This window comes from uncultured Parvibaculum sp. (assembly GCF_963975745.1).
In the GTDB taxonomy this organism is placed as follows: domain Bacteria; phylum Pseudomonadota; class Alphaproteobacteria; order Parvibaculales; family Parvibaculaceae; genus Parvibaculum.
In genome coordinates this window covers 315,780-335,361 of the sequence record NZ_CAXBIB010000001.1, presented here as the reverse complement: position 1 = coordinate 335,361, position 19,582 = coordinate 315,780, and the positions used below count along the sequence as shown (strand labels likewise).

12 protein-coding genes are annotated in these 19,582 nt (G+C 62.9%); 5 read left to right on the top strand and 7 right to left on the bottom strand.

Annotation, left to right across the window (positions count from 1 at the left end; genetic code table 11):
* The first annotated feature begins 53 nt into the window (after positions 1 to 53).
* A complete protein-coding gene (locus AAC071_RS01565; RefSeq protein WP_339829175.1) occupies positions 54 to 887 on the top strand; it encodes a phytoene/squalene synthase family protein in 834 nt (277 codons plus the stop codon).
* Here the strand turns inward: AAC071_RS01565 and trmFO are convergent, their stop codons facing one another.
* From trmFO to AAC071_RS01540, 5 genes are all read right to left on the bottom strand, one after another.
* The gene (gene trmFO / locus AAC071_RS01560; protein ID WP_339829172.1) at positions 888 to 2,297 is read right to left on the bottom strand and encodes a methylenetetrahydrofolate--tRNA-(uracil(54)-C(5))-methyltransferase (FADH(2)-oxidizing) TrmFO; all 1,410 of its coding nucleotides are present in this window, start codon (positions 2,295 to 2,297) and stop codon (positions 888 to 890) included.
* Between the two features lie 27 nt (positions 2,298 to 2,324).
* Entirely contained in the window at positions 2,325 to 3,752 is a 1,428-nt protein-coding gene (locus tag AAC071_RS01555) for an amidase (RefSeq protein WP_339829169.1), read from the bottom strand.
* Positions 3,753 to 3,774: 22 nt separating this feature from the next.
* Entirely contained in the window at positions 3,775 to 5,202 is a 1,428-nt protein-coding gene (locus AAC071_RS01550) for an amidase (protein ID WP_339829166.1), read from the bottom strand.
* Between the two features lie 74 nt (positions 5,203 to 5,276).
* The gene (locus AAC071_RS01545) at positions 5,277 to 7,385 is read right to left on the bottom strand and encodes an alkaline phosphatase D family protein (RefSeq protein ID WP_339829163.1); all 2,109 of its coding nucleotides are present in this window, start codon (positions 7,383 to 7,385) and stop codon (positions 5,277 to 5,279) included.
* Between the two features lie 90 nt (positions 7,386 to 7,475).
* Positions 7,476 to 8,276 carry a helix-turn-helix transcriptional regulator gene (locus AAC071_RS01540; RefSeq protein WP_339829160.1) on the bottom strand — a complete coding sequence of 267 codons (801 nt, stop codon included), beginning with the start codon at positions 8,274 to 8,276 and terminating at the stop codon, positions 7,476 to 7,478.
* An 84-nt stretch (positions 8,277 to 8,360) separates the two neighbouring features.
* Between AAC071_RS01540 and AAC071_RS01535 the strand changes: the two genes are divergently transcribed.
* Positions 8,361 to 9,233: an alpha/beta hydrolase gene (locus AAC071_RS01535; RefSeq protein WP_339829157.1), complete on the top strand. Its 873-nt coding sequence runs from the start codon at positions 8,361 to 8,363 to the stop codon at positions 9,231 to 9,233.
* On the opposite strand, the gene uvrA is transcribed toward AAC071_RS01535, so the two are convergent.
* Positions 9,230 to 12,187: an excinuclease ABC subunit UvrA gene (gene uvrA / locus AAC071_RS01530; RefSeq protein ID WP_339829260.1), complete on the bottom strand. Its 2,958-nt coding sequence runs from the start codon at positions 12,185 to 12,187 to the stop codon at positions 9,230 to 9,232. The genes AAC071_RS01535 and uvrA overlap by 4 nt on opposite strands.
* Positions 12,188 to 12,587: 400 nt before the next feature.
* Here uvrA and AAC071_RS01525 point away from each other — a divergent pair, with 400 nt between their 5' ends.
* Both AAC071_RS01525 and AAC071_RS01520 read left to right on the top strand, forming a co-directional pair.
* Positions 12,588 to 13,064 carry a single-stranded DNA-binding protein gene (locus AAC071_RS01525; RefSeq protein ID WP_339829154.1) on the top strand — a complete coding sequence of 159 codons (477 nt, stop codon included), beginning with the start codon at positions 12,588 to 12,590 and terminating at the stop codon, positions 13,062 to 13,064.
* A gap of 16 nt (positions 13,065 to 13,080) precedes the next feature.
* Complete coding sequence (locus tag AAC071_RS01520) at positions 13,081 to 13,554, top strand: DUF2269 domain-containing protein (protein ID WP_339829151.1); 474 nt, start codon at positions 13,081 to 13,083, stop codon at positions 13,552 to 13,554.
* An 18-nt stretch (positions 13,555 to 13,572) separates the two neighbouring features.
* Here the strand turns inward: AAC071_RS01520 and AAC071_RS01515 are convergent, their stop codons facing one another.
* Positions 13,573 to 16,344: a cation-transporting P-type ATPase gene (locus AAC071_RS01515; RefSeq protein ID WP_339829148.1), complete on the bottom strand. Its 2,772-nt coding sequence runs from the start codon at positions 16,342 to 16,344 to the stop codon at positions 13,573 to 13,575.
* A 537-nt stretch (positions 16,345 to 16,881) separates the two neighbouring features.
* On the opposite strand from AAC071_RS01515, the gene gyrA reads away from it, so the two are divergent.
* Positions 16,882 to 19,581: a DNA gyrase subunit A gene (gene gyrA / locus AAC071_RS01510; RefSeq protein WP_339829258.1), complete on the top strand. Its 2,700-nt coding sequence runs from the start codon at positions 16,882 to 16,884 to the stop codon at positions 19,579 to 19,581.
* Position 19,582 lies beyond the last annotated feature (1 nt).

Genomic DNA, 19,582 nt, shown 5'->3' with positions numbered 1-19,582 from the left:
GAAATGGAGCGGGGCTGCCTGATTGGCGGCCCCGTTTGCATTGAGGAGGTCATATGACGCAAACCAAGCCGCGCGAGGCGTTGGGTGCGTGTCTCGATGAAGTGTGGAAGTACGACCATGACCGGTTTCTGACGGTTCTGCTGGCGCCCGCCGGAAAACGTGATGCGTTGCTGGCACTTTACGCGTTCAACGTCGAGATCGCGCGGATTGCCGAACTCGTCAGTGAGCCGATGATGGGGCATATCCGACTGCAATGGTGGCGGGAAACGGTCGAGGGAATTGACCGTGGAGAAACACGCGGTCATCCGGTCGCCGAGGCTATGGCGGCGTCCGGCTTGCCGCGGGACAGGCTTGTCGCGCTCATCGATGCGCGCGAGCAAGACCTGTCGGAGGAACTCTTTGACGATCTGCATGCGCTTGAGGCTTACGCCCAGGCGACGTCAACTACCATCATGGAGATCGCGGCCACGATTATTGACGTTGAGGTGCCGGCGGAAGTCATTCGGCCAGCCAGCATCGCCTATTCTCTGACGGGGCTCCTTCGCGCCTTGCCGATCCACGCTTCGCAGGGGCGGATCATGATGCCGGCCGATCTGTTGCGTGCATATGACGTCGATCCACATTCGGTTCTGACGGGACAAATGACCGGCGGTTTGCGTGCCGTGATTCTGGATGTGGCGACACGGGCGAGGACGCTTCTGGCAGAGGCAAGACAGGAACGAGTGTCGGGCGCGGCATTGCCGGTGCTTCTCCCTGCAACGCTTTGCGATCGTTATCTCGCCATGATGACGGAGCCGGGCTTCGATCCCTTCCGTCAATCAACCGAAGTGCCGGCCTTTCGACGCCAGTTGCGGCTGCTGCGCGCGCGCCTTACCGGACGGATATGACTACTCGGCCGCCTGCGCCGCTGGATGGAGCCAGTGATCGAGATCGGTCAGCGCGCGCGAGGTGTAGGCGCGTTTGCGTGCCGGCGCCTTGGCCTTGCCGCGGGGGCGCTTGCCGCTTTCGTCGAGTGGCACTTCCGGCGGTGGAAAGAGACCGAAATTGACGTTCATCGGCTGGAACGTCGTCGCGTCGGCATCGCCCGTGATATGCGCCAGCAGCGCGCCGAGCGCCGTCGTGCGGGGTGGCGAGTGCGGCGTCCGGCCGAGCCTTTCGGCGGCAGCGAAGCGGCCGGCAAGCAGTCCCATTGCGCCGCTTTCGACATAACCCTCGACTCCGGTGATCTGTCCGGCGAAACGCAGACGTGGTTGCTTTGCGAGGCGCATCGACGGGTCGAGAAGTTTCGGGCTGTTGAGGAAGGTGTTGCGGTGCAGGCCGCCCAGCCGCGCGAACTCGGCACTTTCGAGGCCGGGTATCGTGCGGAAGATGCGTGTCTGCTCGCCATGTTTCAGCTTGGTCTGGAAACCGACCATGTTGTAGAGCGTACCGAGCTTGTTGTCCTGACGCAGCTGGATCACCGCATAGGGTTTTTCATCCGGCTTGTGCGGATTGGTGAGGCCGACCGGCTTCATCGGCCCGAAGCGCAGCGTTTCCGCTCCGCGTTCCGCCATCACCTCGATCGGCAGGCAGCCGTCGAAATAGGGTGTCGTCTTCTCCCATTCCTTGAATTCGGTCTTGCCTCCCGTCAGCAACGCCTCGACGAAGGCGGCATATTGCTCGCGCGTCAGCGGGCAGTTGATGTAGTCCTTCCCCGCGCCGCCTTCACCTTCGCCGCCGGCGCTCACCTTGTCGTAGCGCGACTGGTACCAGCAGACCGACATGTCGATACTGTCGCGATGAACGATCGGCGCGATGGCGTCGAAGAACGCGAGTTCTTCCGCGCCGGTCAGCTCGCCGATAGCCTTGCCGAGCGCGTCCGATGTCAGCGGTCCCGTCGCGACGATCACATTGTCCCACTCCGCGGGCGGGAGACCGGCGATCTCGCCCCGCTCGACCGTCACCAGCGGATGCGCCGTCAGCTTCTCCGTCACACAGGCTGAAAACACCTCACGGTCGACGGCGAGCGCCCCACCTGCGGGCACGCGTGCCACGACGGCTGCCTCCATCAGCAGCGATCCGGCGCGGCGCATCTCCTCATGCAGCAGGCCGACGGCATTCAATTCATGGTCGTCGGAGCGGAACGAATTGGAGCAGACGAGTTCCGCGAAGCCATCGGTGTGATGGGCGTCGGTCTTCACGACCGGCCGCATTTCGTGCAACACGACGGGTACGCCCGCCGACACAAGCTGCCAGGCGGCCTCGGAACCGGCCATGCCGGCGCCGATCACATGGACGGGTTTGATGCTGTCGCTCATGGAGCAGGAGATAGCACCCCGGCGCCCTCAGTTCCACACCTTCGGTTTGCGGGCGGCCCAGGGCAGCTCCTTCTCCAGTTGTCCGGCGAGGCGGAAAAGCGTCGCCTCGTCGGCATAACGGCCGGTGAACATCATGCCGATGGGCAAGCCGTTTTCGGATTCCCAGAGCGGCAGCGACAGCGAGGGCTGGCCGGTGAAGTTGAAGGGCGGGGTGAAGGGGAAGACCTGGCCCTGCCGCCTGTTCAACTCGCGCGCCTCCTGGTCGGGCCCCAGATGGCCGATTTCGGGCTGCAACTGACCCAGCACCGGGCAGAGATAGACGTCGACTTCCTCGAAGACGCCCAGGATCTGGCGGTTCATCAGCCGAAGCTGCTGCCAACCCCACATGGCTTGTGCGCCGGAGAGCTTCTGGCCGTTGCGGAAGCCGGCCCAGGTCAGCGGCTCAAGCTCGTGTTCCTCGGGCTCGCGGCCCATCTTCTCGATCCGGCGCAGCATGCCGGCGGCGAAGTTCGATCCCGACACCGCGCCCTGCGCCCTATAAAGCTGGCGGTAGTCGATGCCGAGACCGCGCGGGCGGACATCATGGCCCAGCTTTGCGAGAGCATCGGCAGTGCGCTCCAGCGCCGCCTGGATTTCCGGGTGGATCGGTTTGCCGTTCGGCGTCTCGCCCGACCAGGCGATCTTCAGCTTGCCGGGGCTCTTGGTGATTTCCTCCATATAGGGCCGGGCCTTCGGCGGCGGGGCATAGGGCGAAGCGGCTTCGGGATAGCCGGTCGCGTCGAGCATCGCGGCGCTGTCCCGCACGGTGCGACTCACCACATGGTCGACGCTGAAGCCGATGGCACGGTCGTAGTCGTCCGGTCCTTGCGGGTTGCGATCGCGCGTTATCTTCATGCCGACAAGGCCGCAACAGGCAGCCGGTATGCGAATCGACCCAAGGCCATCAGAGGCATGTGCGAGCGGTAGGATGCCGGCGCCGACGGCCGACGCTGCGCCACCCGAAGAACCACCGGAAATGCGGGTCGAATCCCAAGGGTTACGGCAGGGACCGAGCAGCCGCGATTCCGTGGTGCCGGTGATGCCATATTCGGGTGTGTTGGTCTTGCCGAAAAGAACCGTTCCCGCCGCGCGGAAACGCCTCACCAGCTCGCTGTCGTGATCGTCGACGACATCGGCGACGAAGCGGCTGCCGCTTGAGCGCCGCCAGCCCTTCACCGGTGAACCGAGGTCCTTGATCAGGAACGGTACGCCCTTGAACGGACCGTCCGGCAGTTTACGCTTGGCGACATCGCGCGCTTCGTCATAGGCCTCGAAGACGATGGCGTTAAGCGTCGGGTTGTGGCGTTCGGCGCGCTCGATCGCAGCGTCGATCAGCTCAAGCGGCGTCACCTTGCCCTTGTCGACCAGCTCCGCAAGCCCCAGCCCGTCATAATTCGCATATTCCGCAAAGCCCATCGTCGATCTCCCTCGGCCTGTGTCAGTTCCAGATTCTCGGATGCTTGTCCTTCCAGGGGCGTGCTTCTTCCAGTTGCGCGGCGAGGCGGATCAGGCCGGCCTCGTCGCCGAAACGTCCGGCGAACATGATGCCAACCGGCAGGCCGTCTGCCGTCCAGTGGAGCGGCAACGAGATTGCCGGCTGGCCCGTCGCATTCTCGATGGCAGTGAAAGGCACGTAGTCGATGATCGGCTCGAAGGCTTTCACCGGGTCGCGCTCATGGATGTCGATGCTGCCGAGCTTCAGCGGCGGGGCGCCGAGCGTCGGCGTCATCCATGCATCGTAACGTTCCATGAAATGCGCGACGGCTCGCGACATGCCCTGCATCTGTGCCATCGCCATCTGGTATTGAACTGCGGTCACCTGCTTGCCGGCCTGATAGAGGCCCCAGGTCAGTCCCTCGATCTCGTTGTCGTTGGGTTGCTTGCCGGTGATCATCGCAAAAGCGTCGATCTGCAGGGCGAGGCCGGATGCCCAGAGCGCCATGAAGGACTGCGAGAGGATTTCGTTGGTCAGCGGCGGTGCCGCCTCCTCGACCTCATGGCCGAGATCGCTCAACAGTTTCGCCGTTTCCTCGATCCCCTTGACACATTCGGGATGCACCGTCTTTCCGGCCGTGTCGGTCACCGAATAGGCGATGCGCAGCTTGCCGGTCTTGCGGCCGACTTCCTCGCCAAAGGGACGCTCGTTGGGCGGCGCAAAATAAGGGTCGCCAAGTTCGGGGCCCGATGTGCAGTCGAGCATGGCCGCCGTGTCGCGCACGCTGCGCGAAACAATGTGTTCGTGGATCAGCCCGCCCATGATGTCGCCCATGTCGGGGCCCAGCGGATTACGCGCCCGCGTCGGCTTCAACCCGACAAGGCCGCAACAGGCCGCCGGAATGCGGATCGAGCCGCCGCCATCATTGGCATGGGCAATCGGGACGATCCCGGCCGCGACTGCCGCAGCCGATCCGCCGGAGGAGCCGCCGGTCGAATGCTCGGTGTTCCAGGGATTGCGCGCAGGGCCGTAAAGCGCCGACTCCGTCGTCGGTAGCAGCCCGCATTCAGGCACATTGGTCTTGCCGAGAATGACAACGCCGGCCTGCTTGAAGCGCGCGGTCAACGTTGCATCATGCGGGGCCGGAATGCCGCTGAGGAACCGCGAGCCATTCTGCGTCGGTACGCCTTCGAGATCGCCGAGAATGTCCTTCAACAGGAAGGGCACGCCCTCGAAGGGCCCACTGGCCGGCTTTTTCGCCGCTTCGCGTCCGCGATCGTAGATTTTGGTAACGACCGCGTTCAGTGTCGGGTTGTGCTTCTCGATGCGGGAAATGGCTTCTTCGGCCAGATCGGCGGCGCTGACCTCTTTCCGGCGCACCAGCTCGGCCAGCCCCAAACCGTCATAGGACGCATATTCGGAAAAACTCATGCCCATTCCCTCCCGACCGCTTCTTGGGAGGGAAGCTTAGCGGCTGGAAGCTGCCCGTCAAACCGTGAGACGGATCAGACGAAGGTCCAGGGGTAGGGCGGCTTGCCTTCGAATTCCGGACCCTCGATGGCCGGGGCCTCGCCGGGACCCCACGGCTTCACGGTGAAGCGCGCACGGCGCAGAACCTCTGCGCCTTCGGGACCGGCGTCCCGGGTTACATCGCCGACATTGACCTGCTCGACCTTCATCGCCTCGTCTGTCAGGGTTACGAGCGTATAGCCGTGCCCGTCCGAGTCCATGTAATCGAGGCCGGGGCTCGCACGTTCGTTCTGCACCATGTCGCGGAGATAGTCCGAGTTCGAGTAGTTGGCGAGGATGCCGGCGCGCAGACCGTTGACCAGCGTGTTGTTCCAGTTCTCGAATTTCTCGCCGTCCCGGTCGAGCACCACCGCGCGATGGAAGAAACCGCTGTCGCGGGTTCGCAGTTCGACCATTTCGTACATCGCGCCGGAGCTGACGGCAGCAGTCATGAATTCGACGGCCACATGCGAAAGCTCGTCCGCGTCCGGATCGACCGGCAGGCGGCCGGCGGCGAAGGCGTGATAATCGCCAGCGACCGAAACGAGATTGCCGATACCCTCATCGCGAACGAAGCTCATCAGTTCCTGCAGTTCACCGGGAAATCCGTTCCAGGCGTCGGTGCCGACATAGCCATCCTGCAATCCGGCAAACGGAATGCGCGAGAAATCGAGGCGCATCTGCAATGCCGGGCCGCCATTCGCCCAGACGCGCCACTTCGCGGCCGAGGCTGTCAGCACCGACTTGAACCACGCTTTTTGCTCAGCGCCCATATGCGTGCCGGGCGGCGCATCGCGCCGCGGGTTGGGCATTTCTTTGTCGCCGTAGCGGATCGTCTTCGGCGGTTCTCCGCCATTGGCCGACGCCCCTGCGTCGAGCAGTTTGACCAGGCCGACGGGCGGCGCCGGCGCTCCCTTGATGAGTTCCTTGATCTCTTCCGTCAGCACCGGCGGGCTCCGATAGCTTCTGAGATCGGTGACGACCAGGTCGAGCATCACACCCCATGTCAGCGCGCGATAGATCGTCAGGCTCGACAGCGCTTTCAGGTTGTCGTCGCCCTGATAAAGAAAATTCTCATCCGGCTCGCCCATCGGCGCGTCGTCGACACGGACGGGCTTGTAATCATGCGCCTTGTTGGCGATGCCGTTGAACGAAGGCATGCGCGTCAGCACGGCGGGAATGTATTCGAACCATGCCCGATTGGCAGCGACCTTGCGGCGCTGTGCAGGTTCGCCATCGCCGAAATAGGTGTCGTGGCTCTGCCACGCGTCGTTGGTGAATTCGTGATCGTCCCAGGTGTGAACGAAAGGAAAGCGCGCGCGGGCCGCTTGCAGATCGGGGTCGGTCAGGTATTTGCGGTAGATCGTACGATAGTCGGCTATCGTTACTGCGGCCTGTCCGCCTTTCCGCCACCAGGGTCGCGTGCCGTCTGGCTCCCACGGCTCGGAGCCGTCGGGCAGCGGGCCTATCAGCCGCGCGGGTCTCAGAGTTTCCGGCACGTCGCCGGTGCGTTCGTAGATGAAGTCGCCGAGGTGCAGAACAAAATCGATCTTGTCTTCTGGCGCCGCGGCGATGTCGTCGTTCACCAGACGGCGCAGCGCCCCGTAGTATCCCTGTTCGTAACTCTGACACGAGATGGCGGCGAAGCGAACGTTGCGGGCGGCGTCCGGACGCGGCGCGGTGCGCGTGCGGCCCGGATAGGGCGAGCGATCGCCGCCGGCATAAAAGCGATAATAGTAAGCGGTGTCTGGCCTCAACCCGTGAATGAAGAGGCGCACCGTATGGTCGGCGGCGGGGTCGGCGCGCACTGCCTGTTCGGCAACCAGATTCTCGAAGGCCTCGTCCTCTGCGACCTGTACATAAAGATCGATCCAGGTCCGCATTTCCGGTGCGGACGGGTCGGTCGTCTCGACGCGGGTCCACAGCATCACGGCGTCGGGTTGCGGGTCGCCGGAGGCAAGTCCTTGCGGGAAATGATAGTGGCCGCCATTGGCCTGGGCCCAGGCGCGCCGCGACGTGAAGGGCAGGGCGCTTGCGGCGAACGCAAAGCATCCGGCTCCGGCCGTGAACAGCTTGAGAAACTCTCGGCGATCTAAGTGAGACATGATCCGCTGACGCCCATCTTCCAGCCCTTAATATACAGATTGGTGCAAGTGGGAAACCGCCGATCCGCCCTCTGGAGGAAAAAATCCGATCTACACATTTTCAGCCGTCAACCTGTCGAGGAAGGACTGCGTCTCGCGGTCGGCCGGAAAGAAGCACTCGATGCGGATCGACTGCATTGTCGCGTCATAGGGCACGCCAAATGTGCTGTAGCTGGAGACGAAGGAAAGGTGCTGGTCGCCGTTCCGGATTTCGAACCGGAAGATCGGCAGATCGGTGCTGGTCGGCTCGACTTCAGGTCCGGCCAGGCGCCTGATCCGGGCAAGGAGGCGGCCGGCGTCGGCGCGGTTCGGGGCAATCAGCGCTTCCTGCTCCAGATGATGAAGCAGCGCCGGTGCCACCTCGCGCCAATTGACGATCGCCGCTCGCGCCGCCGGATCCGAAAAGAACAGCTCGAACAGATTGTCTCCGGTCGCAACCGGTTTGTCGCGGGAGATGCTGAAAAACCGTGATGCGGCGTCGTTCATTTCGAGAATGTTGCCGAGCGAGTCCGATGCCACGGCCGGGATGGCGCCCTGTGCATCGAGCAGCTTCGACACCGCATCGCGCGCGAGCAACCGTTCAGGCTGCGCGAGGTCGGCAGGCGCGAAAGCAGGCGCGAAGCCCGCAAGCCTCAGCATTGCGTTCCGCTCGTTCGCCGACAATTCCAGCGCGTCGCCGAGACGCAACACGACATCGCGGCTCGGACGCGATCGGCCCGTTTCAATGAAGCTCATGTGACGCGCTGAAATGCCCGCACCCTCGGCCAGTTCTTCCTGACTCCGCTTTTGTGCGAGCCGGGCGCGGCGCAGATGAACGCCGAATATGCCTTCGTCCTGGAGGATCGTGTTCATGGCGATTTTCTTACCTTCCGGGTAGTGGTGCTGCTGCGTCGCTCGGCTGACCCTGCGGACCGGCACAAACCGAAAGAACACAAGATGACGAAAACCCTGACCTTCCCCTACGAAGACATCGAACTTGCCTACACCGTTTCCGGCAACGGCCCGGCGCTCATTCTGCTGCATGGCTGGCCCTTTCACAAGGCGAGCTTCCGCAAGCTGCTGCCGCTGCTCGAGCCGCACTACACCTGCTATGCGCTCGATGCCGCTGGCATGGGCGAGAGCGGCTGGAGCCGGCACACCAATTTCTCCTTCCACGGACATGTCGAGCGTGTTCGCGCCTTTGCGGACCGAATGAAGCTTGCGGGCTACTCCGTCGTCGGTCATGACACGGGCGGCACATTTGCGCGGATGCTGGCTGTGGCGGATGCGGCACGCGTTGACAGGATTGTCGCCATCGACACCGAGGTGCCGGGTCATCTGCCTGGCGTCGTGCCGAAGCTGCAATGGGCCTTCCGGCGGCGCGGCGGACGCGCGCTCTTCAAGGCGGCGCTCGGCTCGAAATCGGTCATGCGCCGCTGGCTCGGCCGTGTCGGCTTCTTCGTCGACAAGCGGCTGATCGACGACGAATACATGGAACTGTTCGTGACGAGTTGGTTGCGCTCGGAGCACGCCTATCGCGGGCTGCTCGAATATCTTCTTGGCGTCGATCACAGCCTTGTCGCGCGGCTGGACGATCTGCATGCGAAGATCGACGCGCCGATGCTTTTCATCTGGGGCGAGAAGGACGGTGTGTTCCCGGTGCGGCGGGCCAGGGAAATGGTGGCGCGGATGCCGGATAAGGCCGGCCTTGCGGTGATCGGCGGCGCCGCCTTCCTGCCGCATGAAGAAAAACCGGACGAGGTCGCCAAACACATTCTGGCATTTCTCGACGCGAATGTGCCGGTGCGCCTCACGGCCGAAAAGCGCTAGCGCCGCGTCTTCTTCTTCGTGGCGGCGGGTTTTGCTTTCGGTGCCGCCTTGCGGACGCTGGTCTTGCTCTTTGCGGCGGCACTCGCCTTGCGGGGCTTTGGCGTCGCGGCGCCTTTGCCCGGCCGGCGCCTGAAGAGTTCCTTCAGATATTGCCCGGTGTAGGAGCGGGACTCGGCCGCGACCTCTTCCGGCGTTCCCGCCGCCACGATTTCGCCGCCGCCGTCCCCGCCTTCAGGTCCGAGGTCGAGCAGCCAGTCGGCCGTCTTGATGACTTCGAGATTGTGTTCGATGACGACAACGGTATTGCCACTGTCGACCAGTTCGTGCAGCACTTCGAGCAGCTTGGCGACATCGTGGAAATGCAGGCCTGTCGTCGGTTCGTCGAGAATGTAGATCGTGCGGCCTGTGGCGCGCTTCGACAGTTCCTTGGCGAGCTTGATGCGCTGCGCCTCGCCGCCCGACAGCGTCGTCGCCTGCTGACCGACCTTGATATAGCCGAGACCGACACGTTGCAGCACTTCCATCTTGTCGCGCACCGCCGGCACGGCCTTGAAGAAATTCGCGGCTTCGTCGACCGTCATTTCCAGCACGTCGGCGATCGACTTGTCCTTGAACTTCACCTCCAGTGTTTCGCGATTGTAGCGATGGCCGTGGCAGGCGTCGCATTCGACATAGACATCGGGGAGGAAGTGCATCTCGATCTTGATCACGCCGTCGCCCTGACAGGCCTCGCAACGTCCGCCCTTGACGTTGAAGGAGAAGCGGCCGGGCTTGTAGCCGCGGGCGCGGCTTTCGGGTAACTCGGCGAACCAGTCGCGAATGAAGGTGAAGGCGCCGGTATAGGTCGCCGGATTGGAGCGCGGCGTCCGCCCGATCGGCGACTGGTCGATATCGATGATCTTGTCGAGATGCTCGAGGCCGAAGATCTCGTCGAAAACACCGGGATGCTCGCGCGTGTTGTTGAGGCGCCGCGCCACGGCCTTGTAGATTGTCTCGATCAGCAGGGTCGACTTGCCGCCGCCGGATACGCCGGTGACACAGGTAAAGACACCAAGCGGGATTTCGGCGGTCACGTTCTTGAGATTGTTTTCCTTTGCACCGGTCACCTTCAGCCATTTGCCACTGCCCTTGCGGCGCACGGCAGGGACGTCGATCTGGCGAAACCCGGTGAGATACTGCCCGGTCAGGCTCTCCGATGCGGCCATGATGTCTTCGACCGTTCCCTCGGCCACGACCTTGCCGCCGTGAATGCCCGCCCCGGGTCCCATGTCGACGACATGATCGGCAACGCGGATTGCATCCTCGTCATGCTCGACCACGATTACCGTGTTTCCGAGATCGCGCAGCCGCTTCAGTGTTTCGAGCAAGCGGTCATTGTCGCGCTGATGCAGGCCGATCGAAGGCTCGTCCAGCACGTAGAGAACGCCGGTCAGGCCAGAGCCGATCTGCGAGGCAAGGCGGATGCGCTGACTTTCGCCGCCTGACAACGTGCCGGAGTTGCGCGCCAGGGTCAGATATTCGAGGCCGACATTGTTGAGAAAGTGCAGGCGCTCGCGGATTTCCTTCAGCACGCGGCCGGCAATCTCGTTCTGCTTTGCGGTCAGATGTTGGTCGAGGTCGGCGAACCAGCGGTCGGCCTCGCGGATCGACATTTGCGACACTTCACCTACATGCCGCTTCGCGATCTTGACCGACAGCGCTTCCGGCTTGAGGCGGAAGCCGCCGCAGGCGTCGCAATTCGTAATGCCCTGGAATCGTTCAATCTCCTCACGCGCCCAGGCACTATCCGTCTCGCGCCAGCGCCGTTCCAGATTGGGGATCACACCCTCGAAGGGCTTCCTGGTCTTGTAGGAACGCATACCGTCGTCATAGGCGAACGTCACCACCTCGTCGCCGGACCCATAGAGTATGACGTTCTGCGCTTCTTCCGGGAGCTGTGACCACGGCACCGTCATAGAGAACTTGTATTGCTTGGCAAGCGCCATCAGCGTCTGGGTGTAATAGGGTGAGGTCGAGCGCGACCAGGGTGCGATGGCTCCCTTCTTCAGCGACAACCCGTGATCCGGAACCACGAGATCCGGATCCATGTAGAATTGCGTGCCGAGCCCGTCGCATGCCGGGCAGGCACCGAAGGGGTTGTTGAATGAAAACAACCGGGGTTCGATCTCGTCGATGGTGAAACCGGAAACGGGGCAGGCAAAACGCGAGGAAAAGATGATGCGCTCAGCCGTCTCTCCCTTTTTGACATCGGCCATTTCAACCACGGCAATACCGTCGGCGAGTGCCAGCGCAATCTCGAAACTGTCGGCCAGCCGGTTTCCGAGGTCACCGCGCACCACGATACGGTCGACCACGACATCGATGTCATGCTTGACCTTCTTGTTGAGTTCGGGCACCTCGGCAATCTCGTGGAATGCGCCGTCGACCTTGACGCGCTGGAAGCCCTTCTTCTGGAGTTCGGCGAATTCCTTCCGGTATTCGCCCTTGCGGCCGCGAATGATCGGCGCCAGCAGGAAGAGGCGTGTGCCTTCCGGTAGCGCCATCACGCGATCGACCATCTGACTGACCGTCTGGCTTTCGATGGGAAGACCCGTCGCCGGCGAATAGGGAATGCCGATGCGTGCCCAGAGAAGGCGCATATAGTCGTAGATCTCGGTCACGGTACCGACGGTCGAGCGTGGATTGCGTGAGGTCGTCTTCTGCTCGATGGAGATGGCCGGGGACAGACCGTCGATCTGGTCGACATCCGGCTTCTGCATCATTTCGAGGAACTGGCGTGCGTAGGCCGACAGGCTCTCGACATAGCGTCGCTGTCCCTCGGCATAGATCGTGTCGAAGGCAAGCGATGACTTGCCGGAGCCCGACAGCCCGGTGATGACGATCAGCTTGTCGCGCGGCAGCTCGACGCTGACGTTGCGCAGGTTGTGTTCGCGGGCGCCGATCACCCGGATCATGCGGTTCTGTGTATCGGGTACGGCGCTGGATCTGGAAGCACGAGGCATGGCGCTGAAACTCTGGGGAACGTCGGCCGGGCAACCGGCCCGAAGATTACGGGGTCGGGATCATCTATGTAGGGCGGCCGCCGTCGCTTCAAGGGCCATGTGGGCATGTCGGAAAAGAATCATTTGTGACCGGATTTCAGCTTGCCATGATTGACATCTCGTGGGAACATAAGAAGAACATATTTCCGGGCGGGACTATCGGATGTCCCGGAGCGGTCATTTCAGACTTCCCACTCAAGACGGTTTCTTTCGTTGTTTGATCCACAGATTTTTTGAGGCGGGCGCTGGCCCATAGCGGTCTCTGCCGCTAGGGTCCGGCGCAACGGGACAGTTTCAGCGCGAGGGCAAAAACATGGCAGGCAGCGTCAACAAGGTGATCCTCGTCGGCAATCTGGGGGCGGATCCTGAAATTCGTCGCACACAGGACGGGCGGCCGATTGCCAATCTGCGTATCGCGACGTCCGAAAGCTGGCGCGACAAGAATACCGGCGAACGCAAGGAACGCACCGAATGGCACCGCGTCGTGGTTTTCAATGAAGGTCTCTGCAAGGTCATCGAGCAATATGTCAAGAAGGGCTCGAAGGTCTATCTTGAAGGCGCGTTGCAGACCCGCAAATGGACCGACCAGTCGGGCCAGGAGCGCTACTCGACTGAAGTCGTGCTGCAGGGCTTCAATTCGGTTCTGACCATGCTCGACAGCAAGGGAGGCGGTTCGTCGGGCGGCGGGGACTATGGCGGAAGCTCGGATGATTTCGGCGGCAGTTCCTCGTCGGGCGGTGGCGGACGCGGCAACTTCAATCAGGACCTCGACGACGAAATTCCATTCTAGCCCTTGAGGCGACGCGATGGATCTGTTCCATGTCCTCGAATATCTGCACATTCTCGGCGCAATGGTTCTTTTCGGAACCGGGCTCGGGATTGCCTTCTTCATGTATATGGCCGACCGCAGCGGCGATGTCGCGCTGATCGCCGGCACAGCACGCATCGTCGTCATCGCCGATTTCGTCTTCACGGCAACCGCCGTCGTGGTTCAACCGGTCACCGGTCTTGCGATGGTCATGTTGTCCGGCCATACGCTCGATGAAAGCTGGATCGTGGTCAGCCTCGCGCTCTTTGTGATGATCGGCCTGTTGTGGCTGCCGGTCGTCTGGATGCAGAACGAAATGCGCAAGATGGCCGTCGCCGCGCGCGATTCCGGTACGGTGCTTCCCCCGCGTTACCGGCAGTATATGCGTCTGTGGTTCTGGATGGGCTGGCCGGCATTTTTCGGCGTCCTGGTCATTCTCTATCTGATGATTGAGAAGCCGCTTCTCTGGTAACGGTCCGGCCACAGCATCTCAAGTGGCGTGCGCGCGCCGGCGATGCCGCCAGCCCAATCGGATCATCTTCTCGATTTCGAGGATTGCAAAAAGTACGACGCCGACGGCGACAATCGCAAGACCGTCGGTGAAAGCGACCGGCGCCGTGTCGAATGGCAGCACCATGAATGGCGCATAGGTGAAGGTGAGCTGCAGCACGATGACAGCGGCGATGCCGGCGAGAACAGCTGGCGTTCCGAAAATGCCTTGCAGCGTCAGCGAACCGCCATGCACATAGCGCACACTGAACAGGTAGAAGATTTCCATCACGACAATCGTGTTGACGACCATGGTCCGGGCGACTTCGTTGGACAGACCGCGGTCGATCGCCCAGGCGAACATGCCAAAGGCACCGAACAGGAAAAGGGTCGAGATGAAAACGATCCGCCAGATGACGTCGCCACGCAGGATCGGCTCGTCGGCGGGCCGCGGTTTCTGCCGCATCGTGCCCGGCTCGGTCGGCTCGAAGGCCAGCACCATGGCAAGTGCCACCGAACTCACCATGTTGACCCAGAGAATCTGTACCGGTGTGATAGGCATTTCCAGGCCGGCCAGGATCGCAAAGACGATTGTCATCGATTCGCCCCCATTGATCGGCAGCAGGAAGAGGATGGTCTTCTTGAGATTGTCATAGACCGTCCGGCCTTCGCGCACGGCCGCGACGATCGAGGCAAAATTGTCGTCGGCGAGCACCATTTCGCTCGCTTCCTTTGCGGCCTCGGTGCCTTTCTGGCCCATCGCGACGCCGACATCTGCGCGCTTGAGAGCCGGCGCGTCGTTGACGCCATCGCCGGTCATGGCGACCGTCAGCCCATCGGCTTGCAGGGCTTCCACCAGCCGCAGCTTGTGCTCGGGGGTGGTGCGCGCAAAGACCTGCGTCTCTAGTGCCGCCTTTTTCAGGGCCAGGTCGTCCATTTCCTCGAGGTCGCGGCCGGTCAGCACGTGTGGATCGTCCGCCAGTCCAAGCGCGCGGGCGATAGCCTTGGCCGTCAAGGCATGATCGCCGGTAATCATCACGACGCGGATGCCGGCCTGCTTGCAGGCCTTGACCGCTTCGATCGCTTCCTCGCGTGGCGGATCGATGAAACCTACCAGGCCGATCAGTATAAGACCCTCGTTGACATGACCGGTCTCGACAGTGCCATGCTCGGCGGCGACGGGTTTCAATGCGAAGCCGAGAACGCGTTCGCCACGCGCCGCCAGTTCGTCGACACGCTGATGCCACTGGTCACGGTCGATCGGCGCTTTGCCGTCTGCCGTCAGGACCGCATCTGCCATTTCGATCAGGCGCTCTGGTGCACCCTTGACCAGGATTGCCCGTTCGCTTTCCACACCGTCTTCGGCTTCGTGCAGGGTCGCCATGAACTTGTGGGCGGAATCGAAGGGAATTTCGTCGAGACGGGTGCGCAGGCGGCGCCGTTCGGCAGGATCGATCCCGGCTTTCATCGCCAGTACCAGCAATGCTGCTTCCATGGGATCGCCAGCGGCCTTCCAATTACCATTCTCTTTGTGCACCTCGGCATCGTTGCAGAGCGCTGCCGTTTCGAGAATGGCCGCAAGCGCAGGAAGAGTCGCCGTTTCGGCGTCGTTCCCGTCACGGGTCAATGCGCCTTCCGGTACATAGCCGGTGCCCGAGACCTCGATCAGACCGTCGGCGATGATGACGGAACGCGCCGTCATTTCGTTGCGCGTCAGCGTGCCGGTCTTGTCGGAACAGATAACGGAGACAGCGCCGAGGGTTTCGACGGCCGGCAAACGGCGGATGATCGCCTTGCGCCCGGCCATACGCTGCACGCCGATTGCCAGCGTTATTGTCATGATCGCCGGCAATCCTTCGGGGATTCCGGCAACGAAAAGGCCGACAACGGCCATGAAAGCGTCGGCGAGCGCGAAGTCCGGACGCTGCAGCGCAATCGCGAAAACGATGACGGCCACGCCCATCAGCGCAAAGGTAATGTGACGCGCAAAGCGGTCCATCTGCCGGACGAGTGGCGTCTTCAATTCGACGACATCGGCCAGCATACCGCTGATGCGGCCAAGTTCGGTCTGGGTCGCGGTTGCAACCGCAAGGCCTGTGCCCTGACCCGAAGCGACGAACGTGCCCGAAAAGACCATTGACGTGCGGTCACCGAGCTCGACATCGGCCGGTGCCGGATCGGACGATTTCTCAACCGGTACGGATTCGCCGGTCAGTGCCGCCTCGTCGAGTTTCAGATTCTTGGCCCGCAACAATCGCAAATCTGCCGGCACGCGGTCGCCAGCCTCGATCAGCACCAGATCGCCAGGCACGACCTCGCCGGCCTTGACGATTGTGCGCTGGCCGTCTCGCCGCACTGTTGCCTCGGGGTCGATCAGCCCGCGAATGGCTTCGAGTGCATCTTCGGCCTTGCCCTCCTGAAAGAAACCGATGCCGGCGTTGACGATCACAACGACAAAGATCACCAGCGCATCGATGCTGTGGCCGATCAGCAGGGCAAGGCCTGCCGCGGCGAGCAGCACATAGATCAGCAGATTATTGAACTGACCCGCTAGTCGCTTCAGTGCGCTGCGTCGGGCAGCGGTAGCGAGACGGTTGGGACCGAAGCGTTCGAGACGCTCGGCGGCCTCGGCGGCGCTCAGCCCGTCCGCAGAGCTCGCCAGTTCCGCCGCAACCTCGTCGATCGTCAGGGCGGCCCAGTCCGGGCGACTGGCCGCCTCGGATGATGTGCCGGTGAAGGTGGCATTTGATGCTGATGAGCGTGGACCGGACATGGGAGCGGGGCGCCTCGTGATCGGTTGCGGGTCGTCTTCGGGCATTCCTGAATGCTTCGCTCGACACTACACGATGACGCAAAAGGGGGGCATTTCGTCAGCAGGACATGTTGCCGCGCAAGCGTGTCGACAGGCTTTTGCCGGGTGGCAGGCGAGCACCCTGGACCGCATTTGAGAAACGGCTTTTTTCTCTTTTATTTCAGCGTGTTACAGGATGTCGTTTCGCGTCTTTGAAGTTGCCGTGACAGGGCGCGTCTGGTACTCTGCAAACCAGTAAGTCAGAGGGATTCGGCGCGTGTCGTCGGCCCTCGTTTTTGTTCCTTTCGAGCGTGTCCGCGGCCGGCGAATTCGGCCCCGGCGGCTACGCTCCCAACGTCAGAAAAACACTTGTCCGATACCCAAGACAGCGACATTCCGGGTAACGAGCCGGGCCCGGGCGGCGATACCGATGTGGATAACGGTCTGAACGGCGGCGGTTCGCGGCCGCCGGCCGGCGGCGCCGCGGGCGGTCCGCCGCCGGAGCGCGATGTCTCCCCGATCGCCATCGAAGACGAGATGCGCAGTTCCTATCTCGATTACGCGATGAGCGTGATCGTGAGCCGCGCGCTGCCAGATGCGCGGGACGGGTTGAAGCCGGTCCATCGCCGCATCCTCTTTTCGATGAACGAGAACGGCTACGACTGGAACAAGCCCTATCGCAAGTCGGCCCGCGTCGTCGGCGATGTCATCGGCAAGTATCATCCGCATGGCGACCAGTCGATCTATGACGCGCTGGTGCGCATGGCGCAGGAATTCTCGATGCGCCTGCCGCTGCTCGACGGGCAGGGCAATTTCGGTTCGGTCGATGGCGATCCGCCGGCCGCCATGCGTTACACCGAAGTGCGCATGGCCAAGACCGCGCATGCATTGCTGCGGGACATCGACAAGAACACGATCGACTTCAAGGACAATTACGACGGCTCCGAAAGGGAACCGGTCGTTCTGCCGGCCGAGTTTCCCAATCTGCTGGTCAATGGCGCCGGCGGCATTGCCGTCGGCATGGCGACCAACATCCCGCCGCACAATCTCGGCGAGGTGATCGATGCCTGCATTGCGCAGATCGACAATCCCGAGATCAGCGTCGACGAGCTGATCGAATATGTGCCGGCGCCCGACTTCCCGACGGGCGGCATCATGCTGGGGCGCCAGGGCGCGCGTTCAGCCTATCATCTGGGGCGCGGTTCGGTCGTCGTGCGGGGCCGGGTCGAGGTCGAGGAGGTCCGCAAGGACCGTCACGCCCTGGTCATCACCGAGATCCCCTATCAGGTCAACAAGGCCTCGATGGTCGAGAAGATCGCGGAACTGGTGCGCGAGAAACGAATCGAGGGCATTTCCGATCTGCGCGACGAATCCGATCGCAACGGCATGCGGGTCGTCGTCGAGCTGCGCCGCGACGCGGTCGCGGAAGTGGTGCTGAACCAGCTCTACCGTTTCTCGCCGCTCCAGCAGAGCTTCGGCTGCAACATGCTGGCACTCGATCACGGCCGGCCGGAGCTGATGAACCTCAAGCAGTTCCTCGGCATCTTCATCGCCTTCCGCGAGGAAGTGATCTCGCGCCGGACCAAGTTCGAACTCAACAAGGCGCGCGACCGCGCCCATGTGCTGGTGGGTCTCGCCATCGCGGTTGCCAATATCGACGAGGTGATCCAGTTGATCCGGACCGCGCCCGATCCGGCGACGGCGCGCGAACGCCTGATGGCACGGGACTGGCCGGCGACCGACATCGCGCCGCTGATCGCCCTGATCGACGATCCGCGCCACCGACTGGGCGAGGACGGCACGACGCGGATGTCGGAGGAGCAGGCAAAAGCCATCCTCGATCTGCGCCTGCAGCGCCTCACCGCGCTCGGCCGCGACGAGATCGGCGACGAGCTGATGGGGCTCGGCGAGCGGATTTCCGACTATCTCGACATTCTGCGCTCACGCGAGCGCGTGCTGACCATCATGCGCGACGAGCTGACGGCCATCAAATCGGAGTTCGCAACGCCGCGCCGCACCGAGATCGCCGAATCCGAATCCGATTTCGAGGATGAGGACCTGATCCAGCGCGAGGACATGGTCATCACGGTCAGCCATCACGGCTATATCAAGCGCGTGCCGCTCTCGACCTATCGGGCGCAGCGCCGCGGCGGCCGGGGCCGCGCCGGCATGTCGACGCGCGACGAGGATTTCGTCACCCGCCTTTTCGTCGCCAACACGCATACGCCGGTGCTGTTCTTCTCCTCCACCGGCATGGTCTACAAGCTCAAGGTCTGGCGTCTGCCGCAGTCGACGCCGCAGGCACGTGGCAAGGCGATGATCAACATCCTGCCGCTGAAACAGGGCGAGACCATCACCACCATCATGCCGCTGCCCGAGAACGAGGAGAGTTGGGACAGCCTGCATGTGATGTTCGCCACGAAGAGCGGCGGCGTCCGGCGCAACAAGCTGTCCGACTTCATCCAGATCAACCGCAGCGGCAAGATCGCGATGAAGCTCGAGGACGAGGGCGACAGCATCATCGGCGTGCAGATCTGCAGCGAGGACGACGATGTGCTGCTGACGGCGGCGGGCGGGCGCTCGGCGCGCTTCCCGGTGCCGGAGGTGCGCGTCTTTGCCGGCCGCACCTCGACCGGCGTGCGCGGCATCCGTCTCGACGACGGCGACGACGTGATCGGCATGACGATCCTGCGTCATGTCGACGTGACCTCGGCCGAGCGCGAGGCCTATCTCAAACAAGCCGCCGCCATGCGCCGCGCAACGCTGGGCGACACCGAGGCCGAGGACGGTCCGGCGACCGCCGATGACGAGGAGGCCGAAGAGGTGCCGGCCGAGGAGTTGACGCTTAGCCCCGAACGCTATGCCGAGCTCGGCGCCAAGGAACAGTTCGTGCTGGCCGTCACCGAAAAGGGCTTCGGCCGGCGCTCCTCCTCCTACCGCTATCCGGCCAAGGGCCGCGGCGGTAAGGGCGTCATCGCGATGGATATCGGCACACGCAACGGCCGGCTGGTCGCCTCCTTCCCGGTCGAGGATGATGACCAGATCATGCTGGTCACCGATGCCGGCCAGTTGATCCGTTGCCCGGTGCATGACATTTCGATCCAGGCCCGCGGCACGCAGGGCGTGACCGTCTTCCGCACCGCGGCCGACGAACGCGTGGTTTCGGTCGAACGCGTCGAGGAAAGCGCCGACAGCGAAGCCGGCGAGGAGCAGGAGTAGG